Here is a 15185-nt window from a genome sequence, read left to right on the forward strand (position 1 = left end):
CATATGTTGAAAAAAATAACGTGTAGTATAATTATACTTTTTATTGGTTTGACGAGTATAGCTCAAACTCAAAAATTTCCGGTTTACAAAGGTTGTGAATCTAGTTCTTCTGCAGATTTGGAGAATTGCTTTAATAAAACGGTGAAAGCAGATATATTAGAGAATTTTGAAGTGCCTGAAGTGGTGGTTTCTGATAATTTTGAAGGGACGGTAAATGTGCTGTTTTTTGTGAATAGAGCAGGTAATTTTGAAGTAGTGCATGTAAATAGTCCTTATCCAGAATTAGAAAAAGAAGTAATCAAAAACTTTAAGAGTTTACCTACCGCAAGACCCGCTCAGTTTGATGGAAGAGCTGTTGAGATGAGTTTTTCAATGCCGCTCCATTTTCCTGATCCGAAAACAAATCGTTCTGCAATCAGAGCCGAAGAAGCTGCAGAGGCATCTTTCTCAAAGCCTGTTGAGAAAAAAGAATTGACCGCTAGTAGAAAAACGAAAGTTTTAGAACATCAAAGTAATTTAAATATTCCATTTCATCATTCTAGGTATGTTGATATCGAAAGAGGTTATATCAAAGGTGAAAATGTTCATACTTCGGTGAAACCTTATACCTATAACCGTGTCTTAGAATATGTTGATCTAGATGCGCAGAAATCACAGTTTTTAAAAGATAAGTCATCTTGGTTGGGTAGAAAGTTATGGAACGAACACTTGGCGAAAATTGAAGCAAAAGACTTTTGGTTGACTGCGGATTTACTGTTGGATGTTCAATTAGGAAAAGATAATTCCGATGTTGATTATTCGTTTTTAAACTCTAGGATATTGCAAATACAGGGTGAGTTAGGGTCAAAATTCTCTTATTCGGCTACGATATATGAAACTCAAGGTCGTTTTGCCCAATATGTGAATGACGGAATCGATGCTTTTGAAAAAGAAACATTTTCTTCAGATGGCTTGGTGTTTGGTAGAGGAAAGGCGAAAGGTTTTAAAGAAGATTCTTATGATTTTCCTGTTTCTGAAGGATATATCGCCTATCAGCCGAATAAATTTTTTGTTTTTCAAATGGGGCAAGGTAAAAACTTTATTGGAGATGGTTATCGGTCTATGATGGTGTCAGATGCAGCAGCTCCTTATCCTTATTTTAAAATTACGACGAGCTTTTGGAAAATTCAATATACCAATTTATGGATGTGGATGACAGATATACGTAATGAAGTTAGAGTTGGAGATGCACATGCAAGAAAATATGTGTCTTCTCATCACTTGAGTATCAACATAAACAAACGTTTAAATATAGGATTGTTTGAAGCAGCGATTACTGATAATTCAAGGGCAGGAGCTATAGAGATGGATTTTTTGAACCCGATTATTTTTTATAAATCTTTGGAGTTTAACAGAGGAGAAGATGCGGGTAGTTCAGTCTTAGGTATCAATGCTCTTTATAAGTTTTCGAAGAGTTTTTCAATGTATTCACAATTGGTGTTAGACGAGTTTACTTTAGAAGAAATAAAAGCGCAAAATGGTTATTGGGGAAACAAATACGGTTTTCAAATTGGTGCTAAATATTTTGATGCGTTTAAAGTGAAAAATTTGTATTTGCAATTAGAGTATAACTTGTTGCGACCTTATACGTTTTCTCATGGAACACCTATTTATAATTATGGTCATTTTGGTCAAGAAATAGCGCATGCTTGGGGTGCCAATTTTAGAGAGGTGGTTTTTATCGGTAAATATGCTCAAAAACGATGGACAGCAAACCTAAAAATGATCTATGGATTGAAAGGTTTTGATCCGCCAAATTTAAATTACGGAGGTGATATCTATAAGTCATACGATACAAGAGTACAAGATTACGACAATAAAATTGGGCAAGGAGCAAAGGCGACTATTTTAAATACCGATTTACAAGTTTCTTATTTGATCAATCCGCTGACCGATTTAAAGGTATTTGCAGGTGTAATTTACCGTCAATTTTCACCTGAAGATTTGGTTAATTTTCAAGAAGATCAAACAACATGGTTTACTTTTGGTGTAAAAGTAGACTTGTTTAATTGGTATTTAGATTTTTAATCGAGATTTGTTAGCCCCGTCTTTAACCAATTAAGATAACTGTTAGTATCTGTATATTTTTCAGGGTGATTTAATAGCTTTAAATCCGGTGATAATTGAACGTAAAATGGTTGTGATGCTGTTTCGAAATTTATGGCTTGAAAAGTAGCCCATTTAGCACCTATAGTTTTGATGTTCTTTGTTTTTCCGTTTGATTTTTTGAATCTGAATTGTTCCTCTTTCGGAAGTTCTTTTCTGTCATCTACATAAAGCGAAATCAAGACGAATTTTTCTAATTCATTGTAAACTTCTGGGTTGCTCCAAACATTTTCTTCCATTTTTCGGCAATTAACACATGCCCAACCTGTAAAGTCTAGCAAGATGGGTTTGTTGGTTGCTTTTGCATATGCCAATCCTTCATCAAAATCTTTAAAGCAGTTCAAGTCTAGCGGGCAATCTGTTTTAGTCTCATAGATGCTGTAGAATTTAGGAGGTGCAAAACCACTCAATAACGAAAGAGATGTGTTGAAAAACAATCCTGAAATTAAATAGAAGCTAAACACAGTAGAAGTAATACCTGTTAGTTTTCTTCCAAGACTTAGTTTTTGTATTGGGCCGTCATGCGGAAACTTTATTTTTCCGAAAGCATAAAGCGACAAACCAATAAAAACTACAATCCAGATTCCAACAAAGACTTCACGCTTTAAGAGACCCCAATGTTGTACCATATCTGCATTCGAAAGAAACTTCAATGCCAGAGCAACTTCTAAAAACCCTAATACTACTTTCACGGTATTCAACCATCCTCCTGATTTTGGTAAGTTGTTTAGCCAATTTGGAAATAAAGCAAAAAGTGTAAATGGTAGTGCCAGTGCTGCTCCGAATCCTACCATACCGAAAGTAAGTTGCATGGCTCCTCCGTCAGATGATAAGGCTCCTACAAGTAGTGATCCTAGAATTGGACCAGTACATGAAAACGACACGATAGCCAACGTTAAGGCCATAAAGAAGATTCCGATAATACCTCCAATATCAGAAGCAGAATCCATTTTATCTGACCATGAGTGGGGCAGTGTAATCTCGAAATATCCAAAAAATGAAAATGCAAACATCATAAAAATTACAAAGAACCCAATGTTTAACCAAACATTTGTGGAGATGCTGTTTAGTATTTCAGGGTCGAGAGAATCTAGAAAGTGAAATGGTAAGCTCAATAATAAGTAAATAAAAGTGATGAAAAACCCATACAATAAAGCATTGGATACCCCTTTTTTCTTACTACTAGATTGTTTTGTGAAAAAGGACACGGTTAATGGAATCATCGGAAAAACACACGGTGTCAATAGTGCGATCAAACCTCCGAAAAAACCTAATAAAAAAATGGTCGAAAGTCCTTTTCCTTCTGTTGAGTTCTCGTCTTCTGAGGTTAAATATTTTTCTCTGTTACCAATGTTTAAATCAAGAGCTGCAGATAGTTTTTCACTCATGACAGTTATTTTTTCTGATACATTTGGTTGTGTTCCATTTTCAGATAAAGAGAATTCTAATAGTTCTCCCGGTTCAAAAGTACAAGCTTGATCATCACAAGTTTGGTATGCGGCAGATATTGTGATGTTTGTAATATTGGGTGCGAGTGTTTTTATTTTTTGTTTGAAAATTGCCTCATGTTCAAAGTAGGCAGTTTCCATTTCAAATATTTCTTCATAGGCCGAGTGCGTTTCGCTTTCTTTGGTCGTTCCAATGAGTTCATAATCTACCCCAGCTTTTTCAAAAGTAAATTCCGTTGCAAGTGGACCACCTTCTTCTAGGTGTTGCGAGTATAAGTGCCATCCGTCTTTTAGTTTTGCTTTGAATAGTAAAGTATATTCATTTTCTGCAGTAGCTTCTACATTTGTTTCCCATTTGATAGTGCTTTCTTGAGCATAACTTGTAAAGATAAACCCAATTAAAAATGCGATGTATATGTTTTTCATGTCTTGTTTGATTAGCTAGGTTTCTTTAAAGAAACGAATTAACTATTGTATTCAATTTGTAGGATGATTTTGGTTGTCTTGCTAACTTTGAATCGATTATCCATTCGTTTTCCGATCACCCAAATAATCGAATCTTCATCACAAAGTAACCAAGTGTTTTCTTTTTCTAAAAGAGACATTTTTTCGTCTTTAAAATACTTGCTTAACTTTTTCTTTCCGTTCAATCCAATTGGATAGAAATAGTCTCCCTTTTTCCATTTTCTTACAGTAAGGGGGAATTTTATAAGACTTTTGTCTAAATAAGCACAGTTTGTTTCAAAAGTATCCACTGCCTCAATTTCTGAAATTTTTAAAGAGATTGGCGTGTCAATACTTTTGGTTTTTTTTGTTACTTGGTAAGTAATATCGTCATTATTTGATAGTTCAGAAACAATCAAAAACTTACGATCTTTTAGAATTCGATGTGTTTTAGATGTAATCTGTTTGCCAGCTTGAGAGAAGAGCAGTGTTTCGATGTCTTTCCAAGCCGTAAAATTATACTTTGCTAATAACTCATATAAATAAATCTCAGGTTTTTTTAGGTCTTTTAGTTTTTCAATAGAAAGAAATAAATTTCCTGCATGGTCTTGGGTTATAATCTCATTTTTTAAATTATCAATGTTTTGTTTCACGATAAATTGACTGCCTTTCAAGTGAGAAAGGGTGGTATCAAAAGAGTCTAAGAAATTGGGATTTAATTCTTTTAGAACGGGAACAATTTTATGTCTAATTTTATTTCTAAAATATTTCGTTGAAGCATTGCTTTGGTCTTCTCTCCATAGAATTTCATGTTCTTTTGCAAAGGCTTCAATTTCTTCTCTAGAAAAAGGTAACAACGGTCTAACGATATTTCCGTTTTTTTCAGGAATTCCTGTTAAGCCATCCAACCCTGTCCCACGTGTGAAGTTTATCAATAGCGTTTCTAAAACATCGTCTTTATGATGCCCTGTAACCAAATAGTCCAAACTGTTTTTTTCAATAATTTCATCAAACCATTCATATCTTAATTCTCGAGCGGCCATTTGAATGGAAAGCTTTTGCTCTTTAGCATACAACTCTGTCTTGAATTTTTTATGGTGGACTTGACAATTCAAGAAACTACCTAAGTTTTTGACAAAAGTTTCGTCTAGATCACTTTCTTTACCTCTCAGCATAAAATTGCAATGCGCCAATGAAAAATCAACATTGTTTTTTTTGAGTAGAAATGCCAAAACCGTACTGTCAATTCCTCCTGAACTCGCGATGAGAATTTTTCGTTTTAGTAACAAAGGAAAATTTTGAAGTAAGTGGTTTTGAAACTTTTTTTGCAAACTATCCATCTTGTTTAGTACGTTCTATAAAAGAAATAATAAATTCAAAGATAAGTTTTTCTAAAGAATAAAGAACTGCGCAATTGATAGGAATAAAGCTAAGAGTTTACCCTAAAACTTCTCGCATGGCTTTTGCTTTTAACAAACATTCTTCTAGTTCTTTTTCTGGAGTGGCTAGTGATGTAATGGCACTACCAACAGAGAAGGAGATGTATTTTTTTTTGGCATTGTATAAAATACTTCTAATCACAACATTAAAGTCAAAATTGCCATTTGGTGCAAAATACCCAACCGACCCAGAATAGAGTCCACGTTTGCTCTCTTCTTCTTTTTCTATGATTTCCATCGCAGAAATTTTTGGAGCTCCTGTCATACTTCCCATTGGGAAAGTGTTTTTAATGATGTCAACAGGATGTGCCTCTATCGGAGAAGAAGTACTTATGGTAGAAATCATTTGATGTACTTGCTTAAAACTATAGATGCCGCAGAGTTCTTCGACTTTGGTGCTTCCTTTTTCTGAGATTCTAGACAGGTCGTTTCTAACCAAATCTACAATCATAATATTTTCTGCTCTTTCCTTAGGATCTTGCTCAAGATTCGATTTTAGTTTTGTGTCTTCTGAGAAAGAATTCGAACGTTTTGCAGTTCCTTTAATAGGCTGAGAAATTACCTTTTTGCCTATTTTTTTTAGATATCTTTCAGGTGAAGCCGATAATAAAAAATGGTTTTGCTGTTTGAGAAAAGTAGCAAAAGGAGGTTTCGAAATTTTGTTTAGGTTTGAATATACTTGTAATGGGTCAATGGTTGAATTTTCAGCATAAAACTCTTGGCAGAAAGTAACTTCATATAAATCTCCGTAATGTATATTGTCAAGAATTCTATTTACTTTTTCAATATAGGTGTCTTTAGGGATTCTTAAATTGATGTTCGTTTTTACAGTGTTCGTAGTTGTTGCCCTAAATTCGTGAGAGGATATTTTTTCATAATCTGCTGATATTTCTTCAGCAACATTAGTCAGGTATTCAAAAGTGATAGAATGACCTGATATAAAAATTATTTTTTTTGGTTGAAAAAAGAAGAGATCCGGAAAATCAAGAACGTCTCGATTGTTAGAGTTTAAATCTTCAATGTCATTTTTTAGATCGTATCCGAGGTATCCGAAGAGATAATCTTTGGTTTTATCGTGGTATGTTTTTAATTTATCGAACGCATTTTTATACGATGTTTTAATACTAGTATTTGGTTCAAATGCCAGTATAGCCTCGTGTTCAGCGTATTTTTCTTGGTGTTCGTTAGAGTCGAGCCAAACGAGAGTTTCGAACTGTTGAGACCAATCTAAAAGTTGTCTTTTAAATAGTGTTGGATTGTCTGTGGTATAACGAGCTTTTACTCTTTTCATTCAATATTGAAAAATTCAAAAAAGCAAAGTTAGGATATAATTAGAAATCAATCAGACATATTGCTTTTATTTTGTGATGACTCTCAACTATTTTGTTATTTTTGAGCAATTGCTGTAATTTTTCGAGGTCTTATGAGACTCATGGAATTCAGTTGAAAATTGATAGATTACTATGTGCACTGTTACCTATATGCCAAAAAACAATGGCGACTTTATATTTACTTCAAACAGAGATGAAGAACCCTCTAGAAATACTTTATTACCTGAGTTTTATGTCGTAGATGATGTTGCGTATTTGTATCCAAAAGACGAAAGAGCAGGCGGAACATGGATTGCGCTTTCAGAACACGAACGATTGGTGTGTTTGTTGAATGGTGCCTATGAAGCCCATGAAATAAAAGGACCATATGCCTACAGTCGTGGTTTGGTCGTAAAACAAATTTTAGAAGCTGAAAATGCGAAATGGGCTATCGAGGATATCGATTTAGAGGGTGTAGAACCATTTACCCTCATTGTCATTGATTGGTCATTTATGCCAATTTGTATTGAGTTGATATGGGATGGAGTAAAAAAAGATATTCGCATCTTGTCGCATAGTGCAAAAATTTGGTCCTCTTCAACTTTGTATGATAAAGAGATAAAAAAGGAACGCCAGCAATGGTTTGAGGATTTTAGAAAAGAACAAGAAAGTGTTTCTCAGGAAGCTGTTTTGGGGTTTCATAATAATGATACGTTGGGAACTCCCGAGATATCTATCAAAATGAAGCGTTCTTATGTAGAAACAACAAGTATTACTTCTATCGAAAAAAATGGAGATCATGTAGTGATGCATTATTTTGATTTGTTAACAGGTGAACAAAAATCAGTTGATCTCTTTTCGTATCGTGCACAACTGTCAGTAAATGAATAATAACGGTTTCATTGTCATTTTGGCTTATCCAGATGTGGTTGTTAGGATTGCAAATGGTGAAGTCATTAGTAAACTTTGGCCCTTGTTTGGAATTGGTGGCCGAAATAGGGTAATGGCTGGTCATGCTGCACTTTTATTGGTCTCTAAAGAAAATAATAGCGTTCGATATTTTGATTTCGGTAGATATATTACTTCTAATACTTTTGGAAGGGTTCGGTCTGAGGAAACCGACGATGAGGTGCATATTCCATTTAAAGCTCAACATAATGATGTTGAAATTTTGAATTTGGAAGAGATTGTTTTGTATTTGGATAAACACCCAGAAAAAACTCATGGAGAAGGTAGGCTAGTGGTGGGTGTCAATCATGAAGTGGATTATGAAAAAGCATTGCATTATTTGTTAGCGTTGCAATCAAGAGTAGAGGTTCCATATGGGGCTTTTAAGAAAGATGCTAGTAATTGTGCTCGGTTGGTAACTGACGTTTTGATTCATTCATGTACGAATCGAAAAACTGTAAAACGTTTGAAGCGTTCTTATACGATTACTCCAAGTCCGATTAGTAATGTTATCAATGGAGCTTCTAAAAAACAAACAACTATTTCAGTGCAAAATCAGCTGGTAGAAAAGTATTGTAATACATCGATTCTTCGAGAGTATAGAAGAGGTCTGTTTGCAAAAGTATCACAAGAATTATGTGATATAGGTACGATAGAGCCAGATTTGAAAAAATTTTCTTGTAGTAATAGTCAGTGGCTTGGTGGTATTGGTAGCGGGGCGTGGTTCGAAATACGAAAATCAGATAGGTTGCAGCACTATACAATCATACGTCGAAATGCGGAAGGGGTAATTGATATGGATGCTGAGTTTATATTGGGTCAAGAAGGATTATGCCTAGATAAGCCTTTTGAATTTAAATATGGGTCAACATGTAAAACCTGCTATATTGAGCAAGACAATAAACTCTATGTTCTCGAAAGAATAAACAATTAGTTTAATGTGTCAAGCACATTTAATTGAAATGTTGGTATGGCAACCTTAAAATGTGTTTTTGAAGTGAAGTTGATCATATTGAAATAACCTCTCATAGCACCGATTCTAGATTCTAACAAACAATTAGATCTATAAGTATAGGTTTCATTTGGCTCTAAAATAGGAATCTGACCAACCACACCGTCGCCGACTACAGTTTCTTTTGAATTCATAGAATCAAAGATTTCCCATTTTCTTGAAAGTAATTGAACCGTATCTGTACTTTGGTTTTCGATCGTGATAAAATAACTAAACAAATGGTTGTTGTATTCACCACGAGATTGCACACCTTCGTAATTGGTCTGTACAGATATCTTAATGCCTTTTGTTATTTTTTCTACCATTTTTGTTTACTTAACAAGATAAATATAAGTAAAATAATAGAACCTAGTTGTTAACATAGGTTGCAAATTGCGTTAGAATTGCAAATTTATTGCTTGCTATTGATTGTGGCAGCTCCAACAATTCGCTCCATACGTTGCCCAAAAGGTTTGAAATAGATAAGTATCGTATAACTGTTTTCTGTTTCTTGATACGATCCGTTGATTGAAGAGATGTCTACGGAGTTGTCTTGTTTTATTGCATAACAATAGTTGTAAAAACCTTGTTTGAATAACATTTCAGTTTCGAGATGTTTACTTTTTTTATTGTATATCAATCGATTTTCTTCGGTAAAAGCGTAATTATTGAAAGCCCCATATACGTATATGTTTTCTTGTTTTTTTAATGTTTTATCAGCTTTTAGTGAAAAGTGTACATTGGTATATTCGCTTTCTGTCGTGGCTTCACTGCCGTTTAATGTTCGTATGGTAAAACCACCATTGATATCTGGAAAATAGGTGTATGGTAAATAGTTTCTTGGAGAGTTTGGGTATAAATAGGTATTGTAATAATGGTTTTCTAGTACGCTTTTAACAATGTTTACATTACTAGAATTAAAGTTTTTTGTGTCAAAATGTAAAAATTCATTGCCGCCCAAAAAACTGGTTTCGTCATTGTAACGGTAAACAATTTCGTTTTTTCTGTAGTATTGAGGTTTGATGCGTTTTTTTACAAAGTTCCAATCATTGTTTTGTAAGATTTGAATGTTGATTTCTTTTGAGGGATTGTTTATCACAACATTTGGATGAAAGATGGAAAACTGTACAACCTGTTTCTTGTTTATTTGTTCAATACTTCGATCACGAACGGTTTTCGCACTGATTACAACCAGGGGCTCGTAATAAACAAACCTTCTTTGTATGCAGATTTCATCATCTTCGTTAAAAACAGTCAGTAAAAAATTTCCACTGATTTTGATTCTAGTATTTCTATTTGGAATTTCAAACTGATGATGCGTGTAGTTTTGATATGTTCCGAAGGAGTTTTCTAAATCTAATATTTCAAAAGATTGAAATCCATTGATGTATTCTGTGGGTTGTAAATTAGAAATTTCCCAATCATAAGTGCAATGTTGTATACTATACCTGTAATTTTTTTGATCTGCTTCAAGGTCATCAAAAGCTATTTTGATAGGGCTTCCTAAAGGAAGAATTGGATTCAGATTTTCATCGGTATTAAATGTTACCGTTTTTATAAAAGCCGCTGTGAAATTTTGTCCACTGACCCAAAGAATATTACCCGAAAAAATAAAAAGGTAAATCAGTATTTTATTAAGGTGTTTCAAAATATTTGATAAGTTGATTCGCACAAATATAAGTATAAAATTATACCTATGAATAGGTTTTTAAGATGTCAAATCATTGCATTTAATTCAAAGATTTTTCAGTTTCGTTGAATAAAAATTAATGAATTTTAGTTTTTTCAAAACATTTTCAAATGCTAATTTAGAATAATTATAAATAAAATAAGAAGCTAATTTAAAGGGGCTTATTTGCAATTAAAAAATTTCAATTTGTTTAAATTTGCACTGTTTTATACAGATTAACTTAAATTCTAAATATGTCAGAAGACATTCGAATAAAAAAAGGCTTAACCATTAAGCTAAAGGGAAAAGCAGAAGAAACTATTTCTGCTGCACCTCGTTCTGGGATTTTTGCAATTCAACCAAAAGATTTTCATGGAGTCACACCTAAGCTAACTGTTAAAGTTGGAGCTGAAGTATCTGTGGGTGATGTTTTGTTTTATTCAAAATCGAACGAGCAAATCAAATTTACATCTCCGGTATCGGGTACCGTAACCGAGATTAGAAGAGGTGCAAAAAGAAGGATATTAGCAGTCGTAATTGAGGCTAAATCTGAAGATCAATTTAAGAATTTTGGCAAAGCCGATCCTTTAACTCTTTCAAAAGAAGAAATTCAAGCAAAGATTTTGGAAAGTGGTTGTTGGAGTTTTGTAAATCAACGTCCATATGATGTGATTGCAAATCCTGAAGACGAAGCCAAAGCTATTTTTGTTTCTTCTTTTGATACCGCTCCTTTAGCCCCTAATTATGCATTTGCATTGAAAGGAAAAGAAGCAGCATTTCAAGCAGGAATCAATGCTTTGACAAAGTTGACAAAAGGTAAAGTGTATCTTTCAGTGAATGAAACAGCTTCTTTCTTTAGCAAAACTCAAAATGTTGAAGTTGTCAACGTTAAAGGGAAACATCCTGCAGGAAATGTTGGAGTTCAAATTTCTAAAATTTCTCCGATAAATGCAGGGGAAAGAGTTTGGACAGTGAACCCTCAAGATGTTGCGATTATTGGTGAGTTGTTCTTGTCTGGAGAATACAAACCAAACAGAGTTTTGGCTCTTGCTGGTTCAGAGGTGAATGCTCCTCAATATTATTCAGTAACTGCTGGTCAAGGATTGGATAGTTTGTTAGAAAACAAGATCAATAAAGACAACGTAAGAATTATATCTGGAAATGTATTGACTGGTGATAAGGTTGCAACAAACGGTGATTTCTTAGGTTTTTATGATAATATAATCTCTGTGATTCCAGAAGGAAATACGCACCGATTTATGGGGTGGATGCCTTTCGTAGGAAGTGGGAGTATACACAGTGCATCGAAGACTTCTTTTTCTTATTTAATGCCAAATAAAGAATACACGTTAAATACCAATTTACAAGGTGAAGAACGTGCTATGGTAGTTACAGGTGAAATGGAAAAAGTAATGCCTATCGATATTTTTCCAATGCAATTGATCAAAGCTGTTTTGGCAAAAGATATTGAAAAAATGGAAAATTTAGGGATTTACGAAGTAGCCCCTGAAGATTTTGCTTTGGTGGATTATACTAGTTCTTCTAAAATTGAAGCACAAACGATCATCAGAGAAGGTTTAGATATAATGATAAACGAAGTAGGATAATGAAATTTATTAGAAATACATTCGATAAATACAAACCTCTTTTCGATAAGGGAGGGAAGTATGAAAAAATGGCTCCAGCCTTCAATGCATTTGATACGTTAATGTTCGTGCCAAATCATACAACGAAGCAAGGAGCGCACATTAGAGACGGTGTTGATTTGAAACGTGTCATGATTACGGTAATACTAGCTTTAGTACCTGCCTTAATTTTTGGGATGTGGAACGTAGGATACCAACATTTTTCTCAATTAGGTGAAGCAGGAACATTTATAGATTACCTAATCTATGGTTCAGTGAAATTTATACCAATGGTCGTAGTTTCGTACGGAGTTGGATTAGGAATTGAATTTGCCTTCGGAGTTTTTAGAGGTCACGATATCAATGAAGGGTATTTAGTTTCAGGAATGTTGATTCCATTAATTATGCCAATTGATCTTCCTTTATGGATGTTAGGGATTTCTGTAGCTTTTGCTGTTTTAATTGGTAAAGAAGCATTTGGTGGTACAGGAATGAATATCTTAAATCCGGCATTAGTAGCACGTGCTTTTGCATTCTTCTCATATGCCCCAAGCATGTCAGGAGACAAAGTATGGGTTTCAGATGCAGCGACAGTTGATGCGATCTCAGGAGAAACAATTTTAGGTTCATTAGCGCAAAACAAAGAAGCTGGTTACAGTGTATTAGACATGTTTATGGGATACATTCCAGGTTCAGTTGGTGAAACTTCAGTATTGATGATTTTAATCGGAGCAGCGTTCTTGTTGTTTACAGGAATTGCAAGCTGGAGAATTATGGCTGGTTCAGTTATCGGAGGAGCTTTAATGGGATTGATTTTTAATGCACTTGGGTTGAATGCTTTGATGAACTTCCCTTGGTGGCAACATTTATTAGTTGGTGGTTTTGCGTTTGGAGTTGTGTTTATGGCTACAGATCCTGTATCGGCTGCACAAACAGACAAAGGAAAATGGATATATGGATTCTTTATTGGTTTGTTAGCAATTATGATACGTGTATTCAATGGTGCATACCCAGAAGGGATGATGATGGCGATTTTGTTGATGAACGTTTTTGCTCCAACTATTGATCACTATGTGATTCAAGGAAATATCAAACGTCGTAAAAAACGTCAAAAAACTAATTTAGAAACAGCTTAAGACATGGATAAAAATAGCAACGCATATACGTTTATTTTTGCAATTATCATGGTAACAGTTATTGCTGGTTTGTTGGCATTTACTGCAACGAATTTAAAGCCATTGCAAGAAAAAAACGTAAAAGCAGAGAAAATGCAAAACATTTTAGGAACCATTGGTGTTTCTGATGTTTCGAGAGACGACGCTGAAGTAGAGTTTAACAAATACATCAAACAACAATTAGCATTGAAAGCTGATGGGACTGTAGATGCTGAAACGAATGCTTTTACGTTAAGTTTGAAAAAAGAATTGAAAAAATCTGATGCAGAGCAACGCTTCCCACTTTATATCGCAGAAAAAGACGGTAAAACGTTTTATGTAGTTCCTTTATACGGTGCTGGATTATGGGATGCCATTTGGGGATATGTAGCTTTAGATGGTGATAAAAACACCATCATTGGTGCAAACTTCGGACATAAAGGTGAAACTCCTGGTTTGGGGGCTGAAATTACAACAGATTGGTTTCAAGCACAATTTGCAGGAAAATCTTTGTTAAAAGATATTAGTGCAGGATTTACAGCAGATAACTTTGTGTCTGTAAAAACAGTTAAAGGAGGTGCTAAAACTGGTGATGCTCATGGTGTAGATGCCATTTCAGGAGGTACAATTACTTCAGATGGTGTATCTAACATGATCGAAGAGAGATTGGCACGTTATTTACCATATTTTAAAAATAATTAATCATGGCAGAGGAAAAAGAACCATTGTTTTCTAAACAAAATAGAGCGTTGTTAACAGATCCGTTGGATGATAACAACCCCATTTCGGTACAAGTACTAGGTATTTGTTCTGCATTGGCAATTACGGTACAATTGAAGCCTGCTTTGGTAATGTCAATCGCCGTTTTATTTGTAGTGATTTTTAGTAACGTTATCGTTTCTTTGATTCGTAACTTAATTCCTAGTCGTATTCGTATCATCGTTCAATTATTGATCGTTGCTTCTTTGGTAATTTTAGTAGATCAAATACTAAAAGCTTATGCATACGATGTAAGTAAAGAGCTTTCAGTATTCGTAGGTTTGATTATCACAAACTGTATTGTTATGGGACGTTTAGAAGCATTTGCTTTGGCAAACGGACCATGGAAATCTTTCTTGGATGGTGTTGGTAACGGTGCTGGTTATGCATTGATTTTAGTATTGGTAGCTTTCTTTAGAGAGTTGTTAGGATCTGGGAAATTATTTGGATTCGAAGTATTAGGTCATAAAGCTAAAACAATTGCAGATTCAACAGGCTTGTATGCTCTAGGATACGAAAACAACGGATTTATGTTGTTGTCGCCAATGGCATTGATTACTGTAGGAATTATCATTTGGTTCCAAAGATCAAAGAATAGAAAATTAATCGAAAACTAATAAAATATACAAAATGGATTATATTAATATTTTCGTAAAAAGTATTTTTATTGATAACATGGTATTTGCATATTTCTTAGGAATGTGTTCTTACTTAGCAGTATCAAAAACAGTAAATACAGCAGTTGGTTTAGGAGCAGCGGTAATCTTCGTATTGGTGGTTACGGTGCCCGTAAACTTTTTAATGGATACTTATTTATTAAGACCAGGAGCGTTGTCATGGTTAGGTGAAGAATATGCATCTATTGATTTAAGTTTCTTGAGTTTTATTATGTTTATCGCAGTAATTGCCTCAATGGTGCAATTGGTAGAAATGATTGTTGAACGTTTTGCACCTGCATTGTATGGAGCGTTAGGAATCTTCTTACCGTTGATTGCTGTAAACTGTGCGATCTTAGGAGGTTCATTATTTATGCAACAAAAAGATTTCTCTAACGTAGGAGAATCTGCAGTATATGGTTTGGGTTCAGGAATTGGATGGTTTTTAGCAATTTTAGCAATTGCTGCAATCCGTGAGAAAATTGCTTATTCAAATGTACCAGCTCCATTAAAAGGATTGGGAATTACATTTATCATTACTGGTTTAATGGCGATAGGATTTATGAGTTTCTCAGGAATCAAATTATAAACAACTAA

The 15185-nt window shown here is 34.3% G+C and carries 13 protein-coding genes; 8 read left to right on the forward strand and 5 right to left on the reverse strand.

Going from position 1 to position 15185, the window contains the following annotated elements; all coding sequences use genetic code 11:
• Positions 1 to 3: 3 nt before the first annotated feature.
• Complete coding sequence (locus tag F6P99_RS08145; RefSeq protein ID WP_152286975.1) at positions 4 to 2067, forward strand: energy transducer TonB family protein; 2064 nt, start codon at positions 4 to 6, stop codon at positions 2065 to 2067.
• Here the strand turns inward: F6P99_RS08145 and F6P99_RS08150 are convergent.
• The 3 genes from F6P99_RS08150 to F6P99_RS08160 form a co-directional block, all read right to left on the reverse strand.
• Entirely contained in the window at positions 2064 to 4019 is a 1956-nt protein-coding gene (locus F6P99_RS08150) for a protein-disulfide reductase DsbD family protein (protein ID WP_152286976.1), read from the reverse strand. The genes F6P99_RS08145 and F6P99_RS08150 overlap by 4 nt on opposite strands.
• Before the next feature lie 38 nt (positions 4020 to 4057).
• Positions 4058 to 5377, reverse strand: coding sequence for a tRNA lysidine(34) synthetase TilS (gene tilS, locus F6P99_RS08155; RefSeq protein WP_152286977.1), 1320 nt, complete (start codon positions 5375 to 5377; stop codon positions 4058 to 4060).
• A 97-nt stretch (positions 5378 to 5474) separates the two neighbouring features.
• Positions 5475 to 6767: an anthranilate synthase component I family protein gene (locus F6P99_RS08160; RefSeq protein ID WP_152286978.1), complete on the reverse strand. Its 1293-nt coding sequence runs from the start codon at positions 6765 to 6767 to the stop codon at positions 5475 to 5477.
• A 172-nt stretch (positions 6768 to 6939) separates the two neighbouring features.
• On the opposite strand from F6P99_RS08160, the gene F6P99_RS08165 reads away from it, so the two are divergent.
• Both F6P99_RS08165 and F6P99_RS08170 read left to right on the forward strand, forming a co-directional pair.
• Complete coding sequence (locus tag F6P99_RS08165) at positions 6940 to 7677, forward strand: NRDE family protein (RefSeq protein ID WP_152286979.1); 738 nt, start codon at positions 6940 to 6942, stop codon at positions 7675 to 7677.
• The gene (locus tag F6P99_RS08170) at positions 7670 to 8668 is read left to right on the forward strand and encodes a DUF6695 family protein (RefSeq protein ID WP_152286980.1); all 999 of its coding nucleotides are present in this window, start codon (positions 7670 to 7672) and stop codon (positions 8666 to 8668) included. The genes F6P99_RS08165 and F6P99_RS08170 overlap by 8 nt, the downstream gene beginning before the upstream one ends.
• On the opposite strand, the gene apaG is transcribed toward F6P99_RS08170, so the two are convergent.
• Positions 8665 to 9051, reverse strand: coding sequence for a Co2+/Mg2+ efflux protein ApaG (gene apaG, locus F6P99_RS08175; RefSeq protein WP_152286981.1), 387 nt, complete (start codon positions 9049 to 9051; stop codon positions 8665 to 8667). The genes F6P99_RS08170 and apaG overlap by 4 nt on opposite strands.
• An 86-nt stretch (positions 9052 to 9137) precedes the next feature.
• A complete protein-coding gene (locus tag F6P99_RS08180) occupies positions 9138 to 10373 on the reverse strand; it encodes a type IX secretion system plug protein (RefSeq protein ID WP_193316036.1) in 1236 nt (411 codons plus the stop codon).
• 275 nt (positions 10374 to 10648) lie between these two features.
• Between F6P99_RS08180 and F6P99_RS08185 the strand changes: the two genes are divergently transcribed.
• The 5 genes from F6P99_RS08185 to nqrE are packed head-to-tail and all read left to right on the forward strand — an operon-like array spanning position 10649 to position 15177.
• Complete coding sequence (locus tag F6P99_RS08185; RefSeq protein WP_152286983.1) at positions 10649 to 12001, forward strand: Na(+)-translocating NADH-quinone reductase subunit A; 1353 nt, start codon at positions 10649 to 10651, stop codon at positions 11999 to 12001.
• Entirely contained in the window at positions 12001 to 13155 is a 1155-nt protein-coding gene (locus F6P99_RS08190) for an NADH:ubiquinone reductase (Na(+)-transporting) subunit B (protein WP_152286984.1), read from the forward strand. The genes F6P99_RS08185 and F6P99_RS08190 overlap by 1 nt, the downstream gene beginning before the upstream one ends.
• A 3-nt stretch (positions 13156 to 13158) precedes the next feature.
• Entirely contained in the window at positions 13159 to 13875 is a 717-nt protein-coding gene (gene nqrC, locus F6P99_RS08195) for an NADH:ubiquinone reductase (Na(+)-transporting) subunit C (protein WP_152286985.1), read from the forward strand.
• A gap of 2 nt (positions 13876 to 13877) precedes the next feature.
• On the forward strand, positions 13878 to 14549 hold the full coding sequence (locus tag F6P99_RS08200) for an NADH:ubiquinone reductase (Na(+)-transporting) subunit D (protein WP_152286986.1): 672 nt from the start codon (positions 13878 to 13880) through the stop codon (positions 14547 to 14549).
• A gap of 13 nt (positions 14550 to 14562) precedes the next feature.
• Positions 14563 to 15177 (forward strand): NADH:ubiquinone reductase (Na(+)-transporting) subunit E, encoded by a 615-nt coding sequence (nqrE, locus tag F6P99_RS08205; RefSeq protein WP_152286987.1) that lies wholly within the window; start codon positions 14563 to 14565, stop codon positions 15175 to 15177.
• The last annotated feature ends 8 nt before the right edge of the window (positions 15178 to 15185 follow it).

It is taken from the genome of Flavicella marina, from assembly GCF_009193215.1.
GTDB classification, from domain to species: domain Bacteria; phylum Bacteroidota; class Bacteroidia; order Flavobacteriales; family Flavobacteriaceae; genus Flavicella; species Flavicella marina.

Excerpts from the sequence above, each read along its gene's own strand:
- tilS (WP_152286977.1), bottom strand. The coding sequence starts at position 5,377 with ATGGATAGTTTGCAAAAAAAGTTTCAAAACCACTTACTTCAAAATTTT.
- F6P99_RS08170 (WP_152286980.1), top strand. The coding sequence starts at position 7,670 with ATGAATAATAACGGTTTCATTGTCATTTTGGCTTATCCAGATGTGGTT.
- F6P99_RS08190 (WP_152286984.1), top strand. The coding sequence starts at position 12,001 with ATGAAATTTATTAGAAATACATTCGATAAATACAAACCTCTTTTCGAT.
- nqrC (WP_152286985.1), top strand. The coding sequence starts at position 13,159 with ATGGATAAAAATAGCAACGCATATACGTTTATTTTTGCAATTATCATG.
- F6P99_RS08185 (WP_152286983.1), top strand. The coding sequence starts at position 10,649 with ATGTCAGAAGACATTCGAATAAAAAAAGGCTTAACCATTAAGCTAAAG.
- apaG (WP_152286981.1), bottom strand. The coding sequence starts at position 9,051 with ATGGTAGAAAAAATAACAAAAGGCATTAAGATATCTGTACAGACCAAT.
- F6P99_RS08145 (WP_152286975.1), top strand. The coding sequence starts at position 4 with ATGTTGAAAAAAATAACGTGTAGTATAATTATACTTTTTATTGGTTTG.
- F6P99_RS08150 (WP_152286976.1), bottom strand. The coding sequence starts at position 4,019 with ATGAAAAACATATACATCGCATTTTTAATTGGGTTTATCTTTACAAGT.
- nqrE (WP_152286987.1), top strand. The coding sequence starts at position 14,563 with ATGGATTATATTAATATTTTCGTAAAAAGTATTTTTATTGATAACATG.
- F6P99_RS08160 (WP_152286978.1), bottom strand. The coding sequence starts at position 6,767 with ATGAAAAGAGTAAAAGCTCGTTATACCACAGACAATCCAACACTATTT.
- F6P99_RS08200 (WP_152286986.1), top strand. The coding sequence starts at position 13,878 with ATGGCAGAGGAAAAAGAACCATTGTTTTCTAAACAAAATAGAGCGTTG.
- F6P99_RS08165 (WP_152286979.1), top strand. The coding sequence starts at position 6,940 with ATGTGCACTGTTACCTATATGCCAAAAAACAATGGCGACTTTATATTT.